Raw genomic sequence first — 21,295 nt, 5'->3', positions numbered from 1 at the left:
TGCTCCCCCTTTTCCCGCTTTTCGCAGATCGGCATCAAGGTTCGTGCCGTTCAGGAAGCATCGCGCTCGCCTTCAATCCGACTATCGTTGCCCGTTCTAAGAGACCTTCAACATGGATGTTCGCCAGTACGCCTTTCCTGCGCTCCAACCTTCTGCGGTCGTGAAAGACCGTGAACGTTTTTTGGGCATGCCCAAGCGCGGCCTGGCGTTCCTGTTGGCGAACGTGATGTTCTGGCAACCGATGTGGGCGCAGGCCGACGGCATTGTCGTGGCCAACCCGAACACCTCGCTGGATCGCGCCGGCAACGGCGTGCCGATCATCAATATCGCCACGCCCAATGCCAGCGGGCTGTCGCATAACCAGTTCCACGACTACAACGTCGGCGCGCAGGGGCTGATTCTCAACAACGGTTCGACGCAGAATAATCTGACGCAGTTGGGCGGGCACATCATCGACAACCCGAACCTGAAAAACAGCGGTTCGGCACAGGCGATTCTCAACGAAGTCATCAGTGGCAACCCGAGCCAGTTGCGCGGTTACACCGAAGTGGCGGGGCAGTCGGCGCGGGTGATTGTCGCCAACCCTTACGGCATCACGTGCAACGGGTGCGGTTTCATCAACTCACCGCGTGTGACTTTGACCACCGGCAAACCAGTGCTCGACAACGGTCGGCTGGATCGCTTTCAAGTTGATCAGGGCAGCGTCGCTATTGAAGGCGCGGGACTCAACGCGACCAATGTCGACCGCTTCGAAATCATCACCCGCAGCGCGAAGATCAACGCCGAGATTCAGGCGCAGAACCTGACGATTGTCGCCGGTCGCAACGATGTCAACGCACAAACCCTGAATGCCACCGCCCGCGCCGATGACGGCAGCACCAAGCCGCAACTGGCCATCGACTCCTCGGCACTCGGCGGCATGTACGCCGGGGCGATCAAACTGGTCGGCACCGAGGCCGGGGTCGGGGTGAAACTCGACGGCAAGCTGATTGCCAGCGGCGGCGATATCCAGCTCGACGCCAACGGCCAACTGAGTCTGGCCGACACCTCGGCCACCGGCGCGGTCAACGTCAAGGCGGCCAGCCTCGACGCACGCGGCCCGGTTTACGCCGGCACCGCGCTCAACGTACAAACCCAGGGCAACCTGACCAACCGCCAGACCCTCGCGGCTCGCGACAGCATTAACCTCAGCGCCGGCGGCCAACTGACCAACGCCGGCGCCATCGAAGCCGGCGTCAATGCCGACGGCAGTCGCAATGCCAGCGGCGACCTGAGCCTCACCACGCAGAACCTCGACAACACCGGCAAAAGCCTCACCGCCAGCCGCAGTCTGACGGTCACCACCGCGCAAACCCTGAACAACCAGGGCGGCACGCTCAGCGGGCAAACCGCGGCCATCACTGCCGGCACACTGGACAACCGCAACGCCGGCAAAGTGCAGAGCAACACCACCCTGAACCTCAACGCCGCTCAGGTGCTGAACAGTCAGGGTGTGATCACCAGCAACGCCAGCCTCACCGCCAACATCGGCCAGTTGATCAACAACAGCGGCGAACTCAGCAGCCAGACCGACGCGGTTCTCAACGTCACCTCGCTGGACAACGTTGCCGGCCTGATGAGCGCCGGCCGTCTGCTCGACATCAGCGCCCTAGGCGCGATCAACAACCGCACCGGCAAGATCGGCGCCAAACAGACCCTCACGCTAAAAGCCCAACAACTCGACAATAGCCAGCAAGGCCAGTTGACCAGCGAAGGCACGCTGACCACGCGGATCAGCGAGCAACTGAACAACCAGAACAAGGGCCTGATCCAGGCCAACGGCGCCATGGACGTGCAGGCCACGCGCCTGGATAACCGCGCCGGCAAGATTTCCAGCCTCGATACCCTGACCGTCAGCAGCGCCAACACCGACAACCGTGGCGGGACGATTCGCGCCGATCAGGCCGCCAAACTGCTGATCGACAACCTGGACAACCGCGACAAGGGCCGCCTCGAAAGCAAGACCGCGCTGAGCTTCGACGGCAACACGCTGGATAACAGCAATGGCGGCCTGTTGACTTCGACCGGTCTGTTGAGCCTCAAAGCCAAAGCAGTCACCAACGATGGCGGACGGATTTCCGCCAAGGGTGATATCGACGCCAACATCGACACCCTCAATCAAGAACACGGCGAACTGGTCGCCGAAGGCAATCTGCTGCTGACCGGCAAAACCCTCAATAGCCATCAGGACAGTCTGGTTGGTTCGCTCAAGACTTTGACCGTCAATGTCGAGCAGATCGACAACCGCGCCAGCACACTCTCCAGCCAGCTGGACCTGCACATCAACGGCGCACGGCTGGACAACAGCGATGGCGGCAAGGTGCTGTCTGACACCACTCTGGCGCTGAAGGTCGCGCAGATCATCAATGCCAGCAACGGCCTGATTTTCAGCAAAGGCGCGAGCACCCTCAGCGGCATCGGCCTGAGCAACGTTGGCGGGCGCATCGTCAGCCAGAACACGCTCGGGCTGACCTTCGACGAGGCCATGGACAACCAGCAAGGCCTGATCAGTAGCGAAGGGCAGATGACCCTCAGCGCCGGCAGCCTCGACAACCGTCTGGGCAAACTGTCGAGCCTTGAAGCGATGGCGCTGACCGCCAGCGGTTCCGTGCTGAGTCAGGGCGGCCTGATCGTTTCGCAGAAAGGCCTTACCTTTAAAAGTGGCAGTCTGGATAACAGCGACAACGGCATCATCAGCGCCAAGGCTGATTCGACCCTGACTACCGGTGAGTTGAAGAACCGCCAGGGCGGCAGTATCGCCACCGATGGCTCACTATTATTGACCGCCGCGCACCTGGACAACTCGGGCGGCACCCTCGGCAGTCAGCAGAAACTCGAAGTCTCGGTGACTTCGCTGGCGCAGGACGGCGGCGAGCTGTTCAGCAACGGCGACCTGACCCTGGACATGAACAACGGTCTGCTCAATAACCAGCGCGGCAACATCCATACGCCGGGCCAGCTGCTGCTGAAAAATCTCAAGGACGTCAACAACAGCGCCGGCGAAATCTCAGCTGCCAAGGCCTGGAGCGTTAACGCGCAAAGCTTGAACAACGACGGCGGCAAGTTGCTGAGCAATGAAAAGCTCACTCTGGTCATCGAGCGCGCGTTGAGCAACGTCAAAGGTCTGATTGCTTCCGCCAACCTCGACAGTCGCAGCGACAGTTTGAACAACAGCAGCGGTGACATTCGCGTACGCGGTGATGTCGATTTCAGCGTGACTGGCATGTTCGATAACCAGAACGGCGTGGTCATCGCCGACAACGGCCTGACGATCATCGCCGCGAGTCTGGATAACCGTCAGGAAGGTCTGATCGGTTCGACTAATGCGCTGAAGCTCAACGTCGAGCGTGTCGACAACCGCAGCGGCGAGCTGTCGAGCAAGAGCGATGTCAGTCTGATCGGCGCCTGGCTCGATAACAGCGACAGCGGCTACATGCTCGCGGGAGGCAATCTGGCTCTGACCGTCAACGACGTCATCAACCGCAATAAAGGCCTGCTGTCCGGTGACACAGGGCTGACACTGACCGGTAAGACACTGGAAAACAGTGGTCGCCTGACCAGCCAGAAAGACCTCGTGATCAACCTCTCCGGGGAGCTGAACAACGCACAGGGCAGCGTCGTCAGCGAAGGCGCCTTGGCGATCAACGCCGCTAGCCTCAACAACGACGCCGGCACGGTCTCCAGCGCCAAAGCGCTCACCGTCGATACGCGCGGCGCCATCAGCAACCGGGGCGGCAGCCTGCTGACCGATGGCGATCTGACCGTCAACAGCGATGCGCTGGATAACCAGCAAAAAGGTGTGATCAGCAGCAAGGCCAACCTCAATATCAGCACTGGCGAGTTCAACAACAGCCAAGCGAATATTTACGCGGCCGACCACGTTGAGATCAATGCCGGTCAGGTGACCAACACCGCAGGCAGCCTCGGCGCGGGCAAGACGCTGACCGCCAATATCCAAGGCCTCGACCAGCAGGGCGGCAAACTGTTCAGCGGCGGCACCGTCAGTGTCGATCTGAACGGCAGCGCGCTGAATAACCAGGGCGGCGTGATCAACGCGCCGGACCAGTTACTACTGAAAAACCTCTCCGACGTGAACAACCGTGGCGGCGAGATTTCCAGCGACAAGGCTTTTGAACTGATCGCCACATCGCTGGACAACAGCGGCGGCCAACTGCTGAGCAACCATAAACTCACCGTGACCCTCGACAAGGCGCTGACCTCGATCAAAGGCACGATTGCCGCTGCGGCGTTGCAGGTTCGCGCGGCGAGTCTGGATAACAGCGATGGCGGCGTGTTGCTCAGTGACAGCGATATCGAGGTGACTGTCGATGGCCTGCTGAAAAACACCAACAAAGGCAGCATTCGCGCCGCGCAACAACTGACCCTCAACAGCACCGGTCTGAACAATCAGGGCGGCACGCTGGTCGGCGTTTCCGGCTTGAATATGGACTTGGGCACCACCGCGCAGGACCTGAACAACCAGGACGGTGTGATCAGCAGCAAAGGTGTGTTGAGCATTGCCCATCTGCGCGACCTGAATAACCAGAACGGCGTGATCAACAGCAAAGGCGTGCTGAGCATCGCCACCGTGCGTGACCTGAATAACCAGCAAGGCGAAATCTCCAGCGTCAACAGCTTCAGCCTCACCGGCAACCGCTTCGATAACCGTGGCGGCAACCTGATCAGCAACGATCAACTGACCGTGACGGCGGTCGATCTGAACAACCAGAACGGTCTGGTTTCCGGTTGGAAAGGCGCAAGCCTCAGCGGCGGCACCCTCGACAACAGCCTGGAAGGCGCGATCTCCAGCCAGCTCGGCAACGTCAACATCGACCTCAGCGGCGCCTTGCTCAATCACAGCAAGGGCGGCATCGGCGGCCTCGGCGAAGTAACCATCAAGGCCGCCAGTCTCGACAACACCGCTGGCACGGTCAGCAGTGACGGCAAACAAACCCTGAGCATGACCGGCGGCGCGATCAATAACGCTGCCGGAGGCTTGATCAAAAGTGGCGACACCCTCGACATCCGCGCGGCCAGCCTGAACAACACCTCCGGCAACGTCATGGCGAAAAAAGCCCTGACCTTCACCGGCGGCCCGCTGAACAATACGAAGGGCAGTCTGGTCGGTGACGACAGCGTCACCCTCGATCTGCTCGGCGCCCTGAGCAACGTCAATGGCGCACTCGGCAGCGGCGCTGCGCTGCTGATCAAACGCGCTGCCAGCGTCGACAACCAAGGCGGCCAGTTGATCAGCCAGACCCTGCTGAGCCTGCTCACCAGCGGCGACCTGAACAACAGCCAGCGCGGCACCGTCTCGGCCAACGGCCAACTGGACCTCACCGCCGGCGGCACGTTGCGCAACGACGCCGACGGCCTGCTGTCCAGCCGCGATGCCGGCGTGACTCTCACCGCCGCCGCGATGAACAACTCCAAAGGCGCGGTGCAAAGCATGACCGCGCTGACCGTGAACACCGGCAACGGCGCGATCGACAACCAGGGCGGCAAAATCATCGCCCAGAACGGCGACCTGACCCTCAACGCTGCCAGCCTCGACAGCCGAGGCGGGGTGCTCTCAAGCCTCAAAGGTCTGCTGCAAACGCGTTTGACCGGCGTGTTGCGCAACAGCCAGGGCGGCAAGATCGAGGGCAGTCGCCTCGACCTGCAAGCGCTCGGCGGTATCTACAGCGATGGCGGACGGATCGCCGCCAACACCGGCAACATCCTGCTCAACGCCGGCGGCAACACCCTCGACAACAGCGGCGGCGGGATCTATGCCAAAGGCGTGGTGAAAACCATCGCCGGCCTGATGAGCAACAACAACGGCCAGATCAGCGGCAGCAGTATCGAGCTGGGTGTCGACGGCAACCTGAGCAACCGCAGCGGCCTGATCGAAAGCGCCAGCACACTGGCGATTCGCGCCGCCAATCTCGACAACCAGGGCGGCAAACTGCGCGCGCTCGGCACCAGCGGCAAAACCGATTTCCAGATCGGCAGCCTGTTCGACAACCGCAATGGTCTGGTGGAAACCGCCAACACCGATTTCACCCTCGCTGCGCCTAGCTTCCTCAACGCCGGCGGCTCGGTGACGCATGTCGGGCTGGGTGAGTTCGACATCTCCACCGCCAACGTGATGAACGCCGGCGGCTCGCTGGTCACCCGTGGCGGACTGACACTGAACGCCGACAGCTGGATCAACAGCAGCGTGATTCAGGCCGGGCGGTTGACGGTCAATGTCGGCAATTTTGTGCAGACCGCGAGCGGGCAGTTGCTGGCTTCCAATCAATTGGTGGGACGTGGTGGCAACTGGACCAACGAGGGCTTGATCGCCAGCGATGGCAATATGGATATCCAGCTGTCCGGCAACTACGGCGGCAATGGTCGGGTGAGCAGCGTCGGTGATCTGGGACTTGCTGCTTCGCGCATTGACTTGAGCAGTGTGGCGAGCATCACCGGGGCCTCCACTGCCACGATCACCAGCCGTGGCAACCTGACCAATCTGGGCCGCCTCACCTCGGTCGACAGCCTGACCGTCAATGCCGCGTCGTTGGTCAACAACGGCACCTTGGGCAGCGCCGGCAATCTGCGGATCAACAGTGATTCGTTGCTCAACCAGAACGGACTGATCTTCAGCGGCCGCGACATGAACCTGCGCGTGGGCTCGCTCACCAACCGTTACGCCGATATTTATGGCATGGGCAACATCAGCATTGCCCGCGATGACAGCAATGGCTGGAGTTCATCGATCAATAACATTTCGGCAACGATTGAAAGTGTTGGCGATCTGAGTCTGGCGGCTGATCACATCGAGAACCGCAAGGATGTGTTTGAGGTTGCTGCGGGTGGCGGGCTCGTTTCGGGAACAATTGGCGTTCGCTGCACGACGTGTACTTCATTCAGCGGCATCAACTTCGAGAGTCGCCTGCCGAGCCACTTGGTCTGGGTTGAAAAATACCATTCAACCATTGTCAGGGATTCGGCTTCGGGCACATTGACGGCCGGGCGCAATCTGACGGGCAACGGTCGCGAATTCATCAATAACGCCTCGACAGTCAGTGCCGGTCGAGATTTGACATTCAACGTACAAAATTTCACTAACCAAGGGGCAACGGTCGGGGATTACACCATCACGCGCTGGATTGATGCACCCAGGGCGAGCAGGGGCCCGGACTTTTGGCAGGACGTATTGAATTACAACGCCGCAAACGACCCGGATTATGACTCGGGCCAAACCGGTGTTGTGAACGGAAAGATCAGGATGGTTCCCAATATTCACACGTGGGATATGAATACGGTTGAATCACTCACCCGGATAGGCGGGCGTCAAGGTGGTCGCGAGGCAATCAGGTATCTTCTGTTTGGTTCGATCGCCATCGAATACGATTCCGGGAATCTCCGTTACGCTCCTCCTGGCTACGACGCTGGCGTGCGCGCAGAAGCCCCGGACATCATCAAGAACGCGACACCTTTCAACACCTTTACTACCGAAAGCAGTCCGACAGCGAATGCCAACGCCGTGGTTCAGGCAGGCGGCACCGTTTACATAAACGCGACCAACAAACTCGATAACGGTGTGGTTCGCAACGGCAACGCATCGGCCGGTGGCGCATCGCGTTTGGGTTCTACCCAACTGGGCGGCCAGGTCACGCCGACCGTCATCCGCATCAACGCCCAGCTTCCTCCAGACCTGGCCCAACAACAGGTCAACCCACTGGCCTTGCCGGGCTTCACCCTGCCAACGGGCGATAACGGTCTGTTCCGCCTCAGCCGTAAGGATGGCAGCGAACAAGCGATCTCGCCGATCAAAGACTGGGCAATCGGCTCGATCACTGCAGCATCCTCTGGACATACCACCGGAATGCCGGTCAGACATGCCACCGATTTCCAGATCGACAAGAACGATCCGGTCTCGATGAAAAAGCGCGACCTGGCGTTGAGTGATGCCGCGTCGCTGAATCTCAACGAAAAAACAGCTCAATTCAACGTTGGCGCAACCGCCGCTGACGGTCCGGTCGGCGTGCTGGTACCCGGCCGTGGCAGCCCTTCCTTTGACGTACCGCGCGTACAAGGCTTGCCCGACCCCAGCGTGCGCTCCAACCCGCACAAATACCTGATTGAAACCAACCCGGTACTGACCAACCTCAAGCAGTTCATGAGCTCGGACTATCTGCTGGGCAAGCTCGGCTACGATCCCGACACCAGTGCCAAACGTCTGGGCGATGGTCTGTTCGAGCAGCGCATGGTGCAGCAGGCCGTGGTCGCCCGCACGGGCCAACGCTTCATCGACGGCCAGACCTCTGACGAAGGCATGTTCAAGTACCTGATGAACAACGCCATCGCCAGCAAGGATCAGCTCAACCTGTCGGTGGGCGTCACCCTGACCGCGCAACAAGTCGCGGCACTGACCCATGACATCGTCTGGCTCGAAGAGCACGAAGTGAACGGCGAAAAGGTACTGGTGCCGGTGCTGTATCTGGCGCAGGCCAATAATCGGTTGGCGCCAAACGGGGCGTTGATTCAGGGCGGCGACGTAACCCTCATTGCCGGCGACAACCTCGATAACGCCGGCACGTTGCGAGCCTCCAACAACCTGTCGGCCGAAGCCGGCAACAACCTCACCAACACCGGTCTGATCGAAGCTGGCGAACGCCTCACGCTGAAGGCCGGCAACGACATCATCAACAAGTCCGGCGGCATCATCTCCGGCAAGGACGTCAGCCTGACGGCCACCAACGGCAGTGTGATCAACCAGCGTGATGTGACCAGTGTCGATGTCAGCCGCGGTGGCAGTGTGTACCACCGTGACTATCTGAATAACGCTGCGCGAATCGAAGCGGCCAATGACCTGACGATCAAATCCGGCAAAGACATCAACAACATCGGCGGCGTGCTGCAAAGCGGTCGGGACATGACGCTCGACGCTGATCGTGATGTGAACATCACCTCGGTGCAGAATCGCAGCACCGATGCGCGGGGTAGCAATTTCCTCAATCAGACGATCACTCAGCACGGCGCCGAAGTGAAGTCCGGGCGGGATCTGTCGATCAGTGCTGATCGTGACGTGGCGATTGTGGCCAGTCGGCTGGATGCCAAGCGCGATCTCAGCGTCGATTCAGGCCATGACATTGTGATTACTTCGGCCGCCGACGAGAGTGACTACGTCTCGCGCAGCAAGAAGCGCGCGAACGAAACTCACAGCATCACGCAACAGTCGTCGGTATTGAACGCCGGTCGCGATATCGCGCTGAACGCGGGTAACGACCTGGGCATCATCGCCAGTCGGATCAAGGCTACGGAAGATGTCAGCCTCGATGCGGCTCAGGACATCACCGTTGCCTCGGCCAAAGACGAAAGTTCTTCTTATTACTACAAGAAGAAAAAGGGCTCGTTCGGCCGGAGCAAAACCACTCAGGCGGAAAGTTATGAGAGCGAAAACGTTGCTTCGGTGATCGACGCCGGACGCGATCTCACCGTCAATTCGTCCAAGGACGGAGACGGCAGCGTCAGTCTTGATGGCGGGCGCAACGTCACCATTATTGGCAGTCAATTGAATGCAGGTAATGACCTGGTTGTGGGCGCGACAAAGGACGTGGCCGTTCTTTCCGCCACAGAAGAGTCCGGGTCCTACAGCAAGAAGACCAAGACCGGTCTGTTCGGTCTGTCGAAAAGTGGCAGCAGCCATTTGCAAACAGCCGTTACTCAGGTCGGCAGCGAGCTCAATGCCGGTCACGACGCCGTTATCATCGGCGGCCGCGATATCAATCTCAATGCCAGCGTCATCAACGCCGACAATAATGCAGAGTTGCACGCCGGACTCCTGGATAAGACGGGTGACATCAATCTTTCCTCCGCCGACAACGAAGCCTACAGCCGCGCTGAAGAGTTCAAGAAAAAGCTGGGTCTGTCTCTGAAGGACACCGTTGGCCTGTTTGCGGGCACCCCCGGTGCTGGCGCCGATATCACGGCGAATGCTTCGCACAAGGGCGGACGTGAAGTCGTGAGTTCCACGAGTGTCGGCAGCGAAATCAATGCCGGTCACGATGCAATACTGAAAGCGACTCGGGACATCAACATCATCGGCAGCGGCATCAATGCCAATCACGATGCGAATCTCGATGCCGGCCGCGATGTAAACGTGGTTGCAAGCACCGATGAACACCGCGATAACAGTTGGGAAACCAACAAAAGCTATGGCATCAAACAAACCATTGATAGCAACGCGTTCAGCACTTTTGTCGGCAATGAAACCATCAAGAACGGAGTCAATAGCAGCGGGCACACCGCTGCGGGCAGTTCGATTTCTGCCGGGCAGAACCTTAACGTCAACGCCGGTCGTGACGTCAATCTGCAAGGGTCGGACATGCAGTCGGGCATCGATCTGAAGATTAATGCCGAGCGTGACATCAACATTGATGCGGCAGAGCAGGCCGAAGCGATCACCACGTGGGACAGCATTAAACGCAACGGTACTACGACCACGGTCGCCTACAACATTGGCAATACACTCGACACCCTCCAAGGCACCGGTAAAGGACAGGATGGCGTCAGCAAAGGCTCGAGTGTATTGAAGTCGGTCGATACCCTGGGCCAGTTTTTCGCCGGGGCGACGTTCGATGGCCATGCCGGGGCGTCGAGCATCAGCCAGACCCGAACGCAAACATCGGTTACCAATCGTCCTTCGACACTGTCGGCAGCCAATGACATCACGCTCGACGCGGGTAACAACGTCGTGGTTCACGGCAGCAAGTTTGACGCTGGACGTAACATCAACATTTCCGGTCGCGATATCACGCTTGACGTTGCTCATGGTGCTGACGGTAGCGAAGGCAATCAGACTCAAAGCAAAGGTGGCCTCAAGGGTGGCACAACGGGGGGCTTCAAGCTTGGTGTTGGAATCAGCAACGCCGCGAGCGAAGAGGATTCCACTCAGGGTAATTCCACGCCGACACAACTCAATGCCGGTGGCAGTATCAACCTGGATGCCAAAAACGATCTGACGCTGATTGGCACAAGGGCAATTGCCGAGCGCGATATAAATCTCAAGGCGGCCAACGATCTGAACATCTTGTCCACGCAGAATGCCTACAGCAGTGACCATAGTCGTCGTAGCTGGGGCGCTGAGGGCGGGGTGATCGCCGGGCAGGACGGCTTCGGCTTTTACGGCTCCGTCAACGTCGGTTTGGGGGATCTCAAACGTCAAGGGGTTGAGCAGCAAGAAGCCTATCTATATGCAGGCAAAGGCCTGAATTTTGAGAGCGGCCGTGATACCAACATCGCCGGTGCCACTTTACGAGGGGATGAAGTTACAGGGGATGTCGGCCGTAACCTTACTGTGACCTCGGTGCCCAATACCGGTAAGGTCGAAGGCAAGGAACTTGACGCTAGCCTTACCGTGGCGGTGAGTATCGGCGCGACTGTCAGTGGTTCGCTCGGTTATGGGCAGACAACCGGGAAAACCAATTGGGTCGAAAACCAGACCACCATCAGTGGCAAAAGCAACGTTGATATCCGAACCGAAAAACATACTCAACTTGATGGCTCGGTGATTACCGCTGACAACGGCAATTTGAATCTCGACACCGACACCCTCGGCTATCGCAATATCACCGGTAAGGATAACGAGCACGGTTACTACCTCAACGTCAGCGGTAGTTACGGTAGTGGCGGTGGTTCCCAAGCCGACAAACCCAACAAGGGGATGGAAGGCGATGGTAAAAGCAGTTGGGCGGTAGAGGGTTATAAATACGACAAGGATCGTGAACAAACCCTCAATGCGACGGTAGGCACGGGTGAAATTGTCGTTCGCCACGATAAGCAGACTGGCCAGGATTCGACCGCAGGGCTCAATCGTAATGTCGGTAAAGCCTATGAGGTGACTCGTGATGACGAGCACCGAACTGATCTTTACGTGAGCAGCTCCTCGATCAGCGCTGTCATGAATCCCGAAAAGACATTCAATCAGTGGGTGGAAAATGCAGAGAAGTACGGTGAGAACAGCCTCGAGTCGTTGAACAAACTGGTAGATCTGGTCTTCGCCACAAACGCTTTCGTGGTTGGCAATGGATTCAATAGCGCGAATCTCGTTCTGGCCAATCGAGCCGCTACTCGGGTGATTCTCAAGCGCATGCGTAATGAATCCACTCGAAAGGAAACGATCAAGATAGTGATCGCGAGCATGATGAACGGCGCCTCGTCTCCCGAGGCACAAGCCATGATTGACCGTATCAACCAAATTGCAGAGACCAATCCCGACTTGGCGTTGAGCCTGCTGTATGCCTTCAAGCGCCTGCAAACACCCGCAACCGGGCAATCGCACTTTCTACCTGTCGTGGCAGCCGGAGGTGCATTGGCCGTGCTTGCCGGCGCGCTGTTGACAGTTGCAGCTTCGCCGCAGAACCAGGAGGCGATGCGCGAGGCGGTGAATGCGTTGATGGAAGCCACTAAAGATGCAGGGTTGCAACTACAAGAGCGTGTTAAGTTGGCCTCAGAGTTGTGGGAAACCATACTGGGCACGGCATTCCCGATACACATGCTGGATCCCAAATTCGGGACGTTGATCAATCCTGTGGTCGATACTGACGTTCTTCATCCTGTCAGCGCCGGCGGATATACCATTGAGCCTTCCTCGCCAAGCAGCACAGGGGGAAGCACAATTGAAAACGGGGAAGGGTGGAGCACTACGTCCCCAGCCGTAAATCCAGGCCCATCGCCAGGCAATATGTACAGCACGCCTGGAACGATAACGACAGAGTCAGGTGCTATACCTGACGCAAACGAGGTTCGGGCCGGGGAGGATCTGTCTCGTCTGGGTTATGATGTTACGTTCCTCGCAACCGCGTCATCCCAAGGAATTCAGGGGCAACGTACTGCTGATTTGATGATTGAAGGACTAGGCCCGATTGACGTGTATACCCCACAAAATCTTAATCCTTCAAACATCCTGAAAAATATCGAAAAGAAAGCGAGTCAGGCCAGTGGTGTGATTGTTCAGGCAGATATTTCCGCAGCGGATATGTCTTCGATAGCGGGTCGTATGTGGGGCAAGTCGAACGCTCAGAACATCAAGACGATATTTTTCCAGAAAGCCGATGGCTCTGTTGTTCGCTTTAACCGACCTCAAGGAGGTAAATAGTCATGTCGAAATTCGCTTGTATCTGCGGTCATGTGATTAACCTGTCCCAAGGTACTTCTGAATCCGAGTATTCTCTGGTTCCAGAGACTACGATAGACGCTATAGGTGGCATCCTTTCAACTCGTGGACTCTCCGAGGAAGGATTTTATGACGCGATAAATGATGGGGCTTCTACTGTATATCGCTGCTCGAAATGTGGTCGATTACATTTAGATGAGGGCAGTGGAGTTTTCTCTTCATACGTTAAAGAGGAAAGTGTTCAGCGGTAGGCGTTGCATGAACAGCTGACGGCTCATCGCGGGGAATTGGATAGCTATCGATTATTTGGGGGGCTGGAGACTGATGAGGTTTCAGTTGTGACGTTTAATCGATAGCAGAATCAAAAGATCGCAGCCTTCGGCAGCTCCTACAGAGATATGTGTAGAAGTTGCCAAAGCCTGCGATCCTTTGATCTTCACTTCGGATAAAGCGGCGGCAGCCCACTGTCACCCACCGGATCCTGTGATAAATGGGGACAGACCACGTTTAGAAAATATTCCGAAAACGTGGTCTGTCCCCTTTTTATGCGTGTACGAGGCGCGGCGACGCTACTGAACATTGCCTTGGGCACCGCAACCAACATGGCAGGTAGCGTCACGGGCAAGGTTTTCAGCGTCGTCGGTGGCAAAGGGACTACCGGCGGGAAAGTCTCTGATCCAATTACGATCGATTCGAAGCATCCTGACTGGGCAAAAGAGTTTGGTGATGCGCCGGTCAAAGGGTGGGTAGACGGGCCGACGAGCAAGCCACCTGTAGCTTCTGGGCACGGCGACGGGGCGAAGCCTCATATCGAGGCCGTGGTGAAGGTCGAGACTGCCAAATCCGTCAAAGGCAGTCATGAATATGAACTGCTCAACAATCCTGCTGCCAGAAGTCCCAACACCCGTTATGAGCTTGATAATGGAAGTACCTTTACGACCAATAGCAAAGGGATGGTGGAGGAATTGACCTTCACGCCGGTCAAGGAAAAGGTGCCTCGAGATCCGCGGCAGACTGCAGCGGGTAAAGAAGGCCGGGATACTGACGTCGGTGGGCATGCCCAGGCGTGTAGCCAGGGCGGCACGTGCGATGGTTATAATCTCTTTCCGCAAGACAGAAACTTCAACAATTCGGCTTACAAGGTGTTCTATGAAAATAGAATCAAGGAAGCACTTGAAGATCCTTCCAAAACGGTCGGCCTCACGAGAATAAAGTTCAAACGTGAAGAGCCAGGATCTTCTCGGCCTGATTCGTTGCAAGTGTTTTACACGATTGATGGCAAGACCAAGTCTGTAGTGTTTGAGAACGAAGCCCGAAAAATACCGGAGATAATCGAGTGATTACAGATGATCTAGAAATCGTCAAAAAAATTTTTCAGATGGTCCACGAGGGTATTGTTCACGGATACGACGCCTTCCGTTACGAGATAGAGATGGGTGAAGGGTTCATGGAGGCCGAACTGACAGTCGAAAAAGACGGAGTTGAGGTAACGGACGCTGAAATCGATTTCGATGTCTCCGACGTGTATTTTTTGGCAAAAGATTTAAAGGCGAATGCCGTGCAGCGTGGCGAGCCCTGGAAATCTTTTGTCATGTCTTATCGCGATGGTGAGCAAGTGAAGACCAAATTCAATTATTGATTTGAGACGCTGCATTTCATCTTTTTTGATAGGCCAGGGTGTGGCTGGTTGCCCGTTTCCTTCTATCTGATGGGATAAATGGGACAGACTCCGTTTAAATAAACGTGGTCTGTCCCTGAGGGATCTTAGAAGAGGGGATGATTGGAACAATCAATTTCCGGAGGTGAGAGAGTGATTGCTGAAGATTTTGAACTTGTGACAGCCATTTTTCAGCTGGTTGAGGCCGGAATTGTTCACGGTTATGACGCCTTTCGATACCGCGTTGAATGGGGGGGTAACTATATGGAGGCAGACCTCGCCGTTGAAAAAAATGGCTCAGAAATCTGGGACGCTGAAACTGATTTCAACCATTCGAAAATCTATGCGCTTGTAGAAAAATTACACGAGCATGCAGTCGCTCGCGGTGAGCCCTGGAAGGCATTTGTTCTCTCCTATCGCGAAGGCGAACAAGTGAAAACGAAATTCGACTATTGATTCCGATTGTCTTCAGCCTTTTATCCCTAAAGCAAAATCGAAAGATCGCAGCCTTTGGCAGCGCCTACACATACCCTCTGTAGGAGTTGCCGAAGGCTGCGATCTTTTGCTTTTACTTCGGATAAAGCGGCGGCAACCCGCTGTCACCCACCGGATCCTGTACCCGTTCCGCCGCCGGAATCGTGCGGATCGCCCGCCACAAATCCTCACCCTGCCAGTGCTGTCCCGTCTCGCTGTACAGCGCTCCATTCAACCCATCCAGCGCATCCGACAACGGCACAAACCGCGCTGCCATGTCCGCCAGTGTCTCCGGCTGCTGCCGCGCCCACGCATCCAGCGCCTGCCGCGTCGCCTGCGGATCATTCGCCTGACTCGCTCGCTTGATGTCATCCATCAAAGTGCGCGGGCTCGGGCCGGTTTGTGCGGCGCGGTGCACCGCCGGTTGCCAGCGCGCGCGCCACCACAGGCCGAAGCCGAGGAGGGTGGTGCAGGCGAGGATCAGGGTGCTGAGTTTCCACCACCACAACACGTCGTTATCGACGGCGCTCACTTGCAGGTTGCCGGCCGGGGTGTCGACTTGCAGGCTCGGGTTGTTGGCCACTTGCAGGGTGCGCGCGGGCAGGCTGCTGTGTTCCAGATGATCTTCGAAGGTGTTCCACCAAACTACGTCCACGGTCGGCAAGTCGATGGCGCCGCTGCGGCTTGGCACCAGCGCTTCGCGTTCTTCGCGGCTGCCGACAATGCCCCGGTCAGTGCTCTGGTTGCTCAGCACCGGTTGGTCGGGGTAGCGGCGCAGGCCGTTGACGTCGGTGGCGGGCAGCGCTGGCAGTTGCGAGGCAGCCAGACCTTCCACTTTCAACGTCAGGCTGCGGGTCAGGGAGTCGCCGACCTGGGTGTGTTCCGGTTCCGGGTTCCAGCTTTCGCTGAGGCTCAGACTGCGCGCGGGCAGCCATGGCGCGTCGACCGGGTAGGTTAGGGGTTTGGGTTTGACGGTCAGGGGGATTTCAGCAGAACTGACGCGCATCAGTTTGCCCGGCTTTGGCCCCTGCGCATTGGTGTCCTGAGACGGCTGCGTGTCGACCAGTGTGGCGCTGAAGGTCTGCGGCGCGATGGTCAGCAAACCGCTGTGCTGCGGGTAGATCGCATAGCGCATTTCGATCACGCCATGGCGCACACCGTTGAGGTCTTTTTCGTAGGTACGCGTGTCGCCAAGCTGTTCGATGCGCGCATCGGCGATTTGCAGCGGCGTCAGGCTGCTGTCGTCGTACAGCGACACCGAGTGGTAGATGCGCAACGTCAGGATCGCCTGCGCCTGCACATACACGCTGGACTGATCGAGGCTGGCCTCGATGAACACCGGATCAAGGCTGTTCTGGTTCTCGCGGGTGTCGCTTTCGACCACTTGCACGGTAATCGGCTGGCTCTGCGCGTCGCCCAGTTGCAGCGGCGGGATCACTACGCTGCCGTTCTCCTTCGGCAGCAGGGTGATGATCCAGCGCGTGGTTGCGCGGTTGTCGCCATTTAGGGTGTTGAGCTGGTTGACCTGCCGCGTGCCGCGCACTTCGAACAACGCTTCCAGTGCGGTCAAATCGGGTTTGCCGAACTGGGTGACGTCGCTGGTTTCGAGGGTGAGTTCGACCGTCTCGCCGGAGTTCAGGCGACTGCGATCCACACTGGCGGTCAGCTCGGCCGCCTGGGCGGTGGCCGTGCAGAGCAGCAGGGGCAGCAAGAGAGCGGTGAAGCGGGTCATCGAGTGTTTTCCTGATCCTGATGTTGTTGCTGTTCGTACCAGAATTTGCGTCGCAGCAGTTCGCCCGGATCATCCGGGATCTTGCCCAGCCATTGTTCCAGTGCCTGGCGTTGCTCGCCTTCGAGGTTGTCTTCACTCGGGCGCAGCGTCGGCACGGTATCCGTTTGTTCTTCTTCGTCGCTGCCCGGCACCTCGTTGGGGCCTGGCTGCGGCGGTGTAGTCGGTGGCGGTTCGCTGGCCGATTCAGTCGGTTGCGCCTCGCTCTGGGTTTCACTTTTTACCGCCGGTGGCGGTGCGGTCGCTGGCGGTGGTTCGTCGCCCGGCAGACTTTGCTGTTCGCTCGGTTTGGTGTCCGGCTCGGCGGGCGGCGGTGTGTTTTTCTGCTTGAGCAGGTTTTCCACCAGCGCCTTGTTGGTCTGCGCCGGACGCAAATCCGGTTGCAGTTCCAGGGCCTGTTCATAGGCGTCGATTGCCGCTTCCAGCTCACCGCTTTTCGCCAAGGCGTTGCCACGATTGTAGTGGGCGCGGGCATCGCTGCCTTCGGCGAAGCGCTGGGCGGCGCCACTGTAGTCGCCGGCCTCGTACAACGCCACCCCTTGCCATTGGTGATCGTCGAAATGTTGCGCGGCTTCGGCCGGGCGTTTCTGTTTGAGCAGGTGCAGGCCCTGTTGATCGGGGCGCAGCCACAAATCCTCGAAGTCAAAAGCGTAGCTCGGTTGCGGCAGGCAGAAGAACAAAGGCAGGCAGAACAACCAGCCACGTCGCCCGGCGCACGCCGCGAGCAATAACAGCGGCAACAGCAGCCAGTAACCTTGATCGGCCCAGGTATCGAGGCGCACGGTCTGGCCATCGTCGCGCAGACTGCGCGGGCCGTTGAGCAGACCGAGCGCGCCAAGATCCGCTTCGTCGAGGCGAGCAGGGTGGTATTCGCCGCCCACGCTGTTGAGGAAAGCGCTCAGGCCCGGACTGTCGAGTTGCGGCACGCGGATCGCGCCTTGTTCGTCCTTGAGGAAACTGCCGTCCTCTTGGGCGATTGGCGCACCTTCGGCGGTGCCGACGCCGAGCATCAGCAGTTGTGCCGACTCACCGTTGAGGGCGCGGCGAATGCCTTGGCGCTCTTCATCATCGAGCGACGAGCCGATCAGCAGAATCCGCCCCTGACCGAGCGCGCCTTGTTTGAGCAAGGCCAGTGCTTTACTCACGGCCAGATCGGCGCGATGGCCGTTTTCCGGCATCAGTGATGGCTTGAGCGCATCGAGCAGATTGCGGCTGGTCGCCAGGTCATCCGACAGCGGCACCAGCGTGTGTGCGCTGCCGGCGTAGACGACGATGGCGGTCTGCGCATCGCTGCGCGCCTGCAACAGGTCGAACAGCTTGCGCCGGGCCTGTTCCAGTCGCGTCGGCGGCGAGTCGGTGGCGAGCATTTCCGGGGTCAGTTCCAGTACCACCACCAACGGATCGGCGGGTTTCTGGCTGGTCTGTTCGACCCGTTCCCAACTCGGTCCGAGCAGCGCCAGAACCGTCAGCAGCCACGCCACGCCAAGGGCAACCCACGGCAGTTTGCTGTCGCGACCATTGCCGCCGCTGAGCAGGGTGGCATGAAACGCCGGCGGCAAAATCATCTGCCAGCGCCCGGCGCGTTTCTGCCGATGCCAGAGTTGCCAGATCAGCCAGCCCAGCAGCGGCAGCAACAGCAACCACCACGGACGGAACCAGTGCGGCCAGAGCGCGATCATCGGCGCCTCCGCAGACGCAAGCGCTTAAGGCGCTCACGCCAGTCAGGCAGCGGACTTTGCAGATACAGCTCCTTGGTGAACAGGCGTTGCAGCGGGTTGTCCGGCCACAATTCACGCGCGACCAGCAACAGGCTCAACCACAGCGCCAGCGCCAGAGGCCAGTGATACAAAGCTTGTGCCGGGCGGGCCTGGGTCGGTTGTTGGGTCACGGGTTCGAGTTGGTCCAAGGTATCTTTGATTGCTTGCAGTTCTTTGCCGTCGTGGGCACGGAAATACTGGCCACCGGTGACTTCGGCGATGGCTTTGAGCGCCGGCTCGTCGAGATCCAGACTCGGATTGACGCCGAGCAGGCCGGTCGAACCGCTGTCCTCAGGGTTGGCGCCAATCCCGATTGGATAGATTTTTACGCCTTCGCTCGCAGCGAGTTTTGCCGCCGTCAGCGGATCGATCTCGCCGCCGTTGTTGGCGCCATCAGTGACCAGAATCAGCACACGGCTTTGCGCCGGACGCAGGCGCAGGCGTTTCAATGCCAGACCGATGGCATCACCGATGGCGGTGTTCTTGCCGGCAATGCCGATGCGCGCTTCGTCGAGCCAGACGCGCACGGTGCGGCGATCAAACGTCAGCGGCGCTTGCAGATACGCCTGACTGCCAAACAGGATCAAACCGACGCGGTCGCCATCGCGACTTTCGAGGAAATCACCGAGCAGATATTGCACCAGCGTCAGCCGACTGACTTCTTCGTCCTGCCACTGCATATCCGGGAAATCCATCGAACCGGACACGTCCACCGCCACCAGCAGATCACGCCCACTGGCAGCAATCGGCAGCGGTTCGCCGAGCCATTGCGGGCGGGCGGCGGCGGTCAGCAGTAACAGCCACAAGAGCATGAACGGCGCCTGTTGACGCCACGCGGGCAGGTTGGCGCGAGCGCGACGGCGGGCGAGGCCTTCCAGATCGGCGAGGAAACTGACTTTCAGCGCGGGCTCGCCGCTGTCGGCCACTGGCAGCACCAGACGCATCAGCCACGGCAGCGGCACCAGCACAAAGATCCACGGCCAGGCGAACTCAAACATGTTTGCGAATCCATGTATCGACCGCTTGGGTCAGGCCGGCGATGGCTTTGTCATCGAGTTTGCACTCCGGTTTATAGGCGCCTTCGACCAGCACCATCCAACGGGTGAGGCCCGCCGCCGGGCAACGGTTGTCGAGAAAGGCCAGCCATTTACGCCCATTGAGGGTGTGGCTCTGGCTGTAGGGATAGTGGTTGCGGCACAGGCGTTTGAGCAGGCCGTTGAGTTGCTGCAACCACGCCCCGGCCGGAGCACCGTCGTAGGGTTTGGGCATTTGCGCCAGTTCGGCGAGGGCGGCAATGCGCACTGGGTCGAGCGGCTGCTCGGCGCGGACAATCGGGCGTTTCTTCATCGGAATGAAACGGCGAAGTTTCCACACAGCGAAACCCAGCAGCGGCAGCAATAGAAGCAGCAGCCACCAACCTGGTGCCGGCGGCCAGAAGGCAATCGGTGGCGGCGAGATCAGCGGTTGCAGTTGTTCGAGGCCGTTCATCGACCTTTCCCCGGACGCTGCGGATTGAGGAATTCGCGCATCTGCTCGACCATTTCGCTTTGCGTGCTCAGCGGCATCAGCAATACCCGCAGCTTCTGCGCGAGCAATTCCCAGCGCGCGATGCGTGCTTCGGCCTGGGCGCGATAGGTCTGGCGCAGGTCGAAATTCAGCGTATCGAGTTCGAGTTGCGCGCCGCGTTCGGCGAATCGGAGAAGACCGGCGGCGGGCAGGGCGTGATCGAGGGGATCGGAAATCGGCAGCATCAACAGATCGCAATGGCGCGAGAGCAGGCTCAATTGTTGTTCAGCGCTGTCGGACAACGCGCGCTCGTCACAGATGACGATCACCAGACTGCCCGGGCGCAGCACTTCGCGGGCACGGCGCAGCGCCACGCCAAACGCATCGCGATCCGGCTCGCGCTCGCTGTGCAGCGACTGGTTGACCTTGACCAGGCGGTTGAGCAATTGCAGCAGGCTCTGTTTGCTGCGCCGCGGTTTGATTTCGTAGTGCTCGTTGTCGCCGAACACCAGCCCGCCAACGCGATCGTTGTGGCCGAGCGCGGCCCAGCCGATCAGCGCCGCTACTTGCGCTGCCAGTACCGATTTGAACATCAGCCCCGAGCCGAAAAACAGCCGTGTGCTTTGCTCGACCATGATGAAAATCGGTCGTTCGCGTTCTTCATGGAACAGCTTGGTGTGCGGCTCTTGCGTGCGCGCCGTTACGCGCCAGTCGATGGTGCGCACGTCGTCGCCGGCCTGATAAACCCGCACCTGATCGAAGTCGACGCCACGGCCACGGAATTTCGAGTGATGCAGGCCGATCAGCGGGCTGCGCTGGCTCGGCGTGGAAAACAGCTGCACTTCACGCACGCGGTGGCGCATCTCGATCAGCTCGGCGAGGCTGACGCGGATGCCCGGTTCGGACGGCAGGGTGGCGTTCATGGG

The 21,295-nt window shown here is 59.0% G+C and carries 9 protein-coding genes; 4 read left to right on the top strand and 5 right to left on the bottom strand.

Annotated features, from left to right (window positions below; all coding sequences use genetic code 11):
* The first annotated feature begins 112 nt into the window (after positions 1 to 112).
* The 4 genes from CKW14_RS16395 to CKW14_RS16375 all read left to right on the top strand — a co-directional run bounded on the left by CKW14_RS16395 (position 113) and on the right by CKW14_RS16375 (position 15,299).
* On the top strand, positions 113 to 13,168 hold the full coding sequence (locus CKW14_RS16395) for a hemagglutinin repeat-containing protein (protein ID WP_095125667.1): 13,056 nt from the start codon (positions 113 to 115) through the stop codon (positions 13,166 to 13,168).
* 602 nt (positions 13,169 to 13,770) lie between these two features.
* Positions 13,771 to 14,526, top strand: a complete 756-nt coding sequence (locus tag CKW14_RS16385; protein WP_176471294.1) for a DNA/RNA non-specific endonuclease — start codon at positions 13,771 to 13,773, stop codon at positions 14,524 to 14,526.
* The gene (locus tag CKW14_RS16380; RefSeq protein ID WP_095050112.1) at positions 14,523 to 14,825 is read left to right on the top strand and encodes a hypothetical protein; all 303 of its coding nucleotides are present in this window, start codon (positions 14,523 to 14,525) and stop codon (positions 14,823 to 14,825) included. The genes CKW14_RS16385 and CKW14_RS16380 overlap by 4 nt, the downstream gene beginning before the upstream one ends.
* A 171-nt stretch (positions 14,826 to 14,996) precedes the next feature.
* Positions 14,997 to 15,299 carry a hypothetical protein gene (locus tag CKW14_RS16375; protein WP_007916505.1) on the top strand — a complete coding sequence of 101 codons (303 nt, stop codon included), beginning with the start codon at positions 14,997 to 14,999 and terminating at the stop codon, positions 15,297 to 15,299.
* 112 nt (positions 15,300 to 15,411) lie between these two features.
* Here CKW14_RS16375 and CKW14_RS16370 read toward each other — a convergent pair whose 3' ends face one another.
* The 5 genes from CKW14_RS16370 to CKW14_RS16350 are packed head-to-tail and all read right to left on the bottom strand — an operon-like array spanning position 15,412 to position 21,292.
* Positions 15,412 to 17,049: a BatD family protein gene (locus CKW14_RS16370; RefSeq protein ID WP_095125665.1), complete on the bottom strand. Its 1,638-nt coding sequence runs from the start codon at positions 17,047 to 17,049 to the stop codon at positions 15,412 to 15,414.
* Positions 17,046 to 18,785 carry a tetratricopeptide repeat protein gene (locus tag CKW14_RS16365; protein WP_095125664.1) on the bottom strand — a complete coding sequence of 580 codons (1,740 nt, stop codon included), beginning with the start codon at positions 18,783 to 18,785 and terminating at the stop codon, positions 17,046 to 17,048. The genes CKW14_RS16370 and CKW14_RS16365 overlap by 4 nt, the downstream gene beginning before the upstream one ends.
* Positions 18,782 to 19,861 (bottom strand): VWA domain-containing protein, encoded by a 1,080-nt coding sequence (locus CKW14_RS16360; RefSeq protein ID WP_095125663.1) that lies wholly within the window; start codon positions 19,859 to 19,861, stop codon positions 18,782 to 18,784. Before CKW14_RS16360 ends, CKW14_RS16365 begins: the two co-directional genes overlap by 4 nt.
* Positions 19,854 to 20,351 (bottom strand): DUF4381 domain-containing protein, encoded by a 498-nt coding sequence (locus tag CKW14_RS16355; RefSeq protein WP_038369283.1) that lies wholly within the window; start codon positions 20,349 to 20,351, stop codon positions 19,854 to 19,856. The genes CKW14_RS16360 and CKW14_RS16355 overlap by 8 nt, the downstream gene beginning before the upstream one ends.
* Positions 20,348 to 21,292, bottom strand: coding sequence for a DUF58 domain-containing protein (locus CKW14_RS16350; protein WP_095125662.1), 945 nt, complete (start codon positions 21,290 to 21,292; stop codon positions 20,348 to 20,350). The genes CKW14_RS16355 and CKW14_RS16350 overlap by 4 nt, the downstream gene beginning before the upstream one ends.
* Positions 21,293 to 21,295 lie beyond the last annotated feature (3 nt).

The organism is Pseudomonas sp. Irchel s3a12 (assembly GCF_900187485.1).
Taxonomy (GTDB): Bacteria; Pseudomonadota; Gammaproteobacteria; order Pseudomonadales; family Pseudomonadaceae; genus Aquipseudomonas; species Aquipseudomonas neuropathica.
The sequence above is the reverse complement of the archived record's forward strand: the minus strand, read 5'-3'. Positions and strand labels throughout refer to the sequence as shown.

Excerpts from the sequence above, each read along its gene's own strand:
- CKW14_RS16395 (WP_095125667.1), top strand. The coding sequence starts at position 113 with ATGGATGTTCGCCAGTACGCCTTTCCTGCGCTCCAACCTTCTGCGGTC.
- CKW14_RS16370 (WP_095125665.1), bottom strand. The coding sequence starts at position 17,049 with ATGACCCGCTTCACCGCTCTCTTGCTGCCCCTGCTGCTCTGCACGGCC.
- CKW14_RS16365 (WP_095125664.1), bottom strand. The coding sequence starts at position 18,785 with ATGATCGCGCTCTGGCCGCACTGGTTCCGTCCGTGGTGGTTGCTGTTG.
- CKW14_RS16360 (WP_095125663.1), bottom strand. The coding sequence starts at position 19,861 with ATGTTTGAGTTCGCCTGGCCGTGGATCTTTGTGCTGGTGCCGCTGCCG.
- CKW14_RS16355 (WP_038369283.1), bottom strand. The coding sequence starts at position 20,351 with ATGAACGGCCTCGAACAACTGCAACCGCTGATCTCGCCGCCACCGATT.
- CKW14_RS16350 (WP_095125662.1), bottom strand. The coding sequence starts at position 21,292 with ATGAACGCCACCCTGCCGTCCGAACCGGGCATCCGCGTCAGCCTCGCC.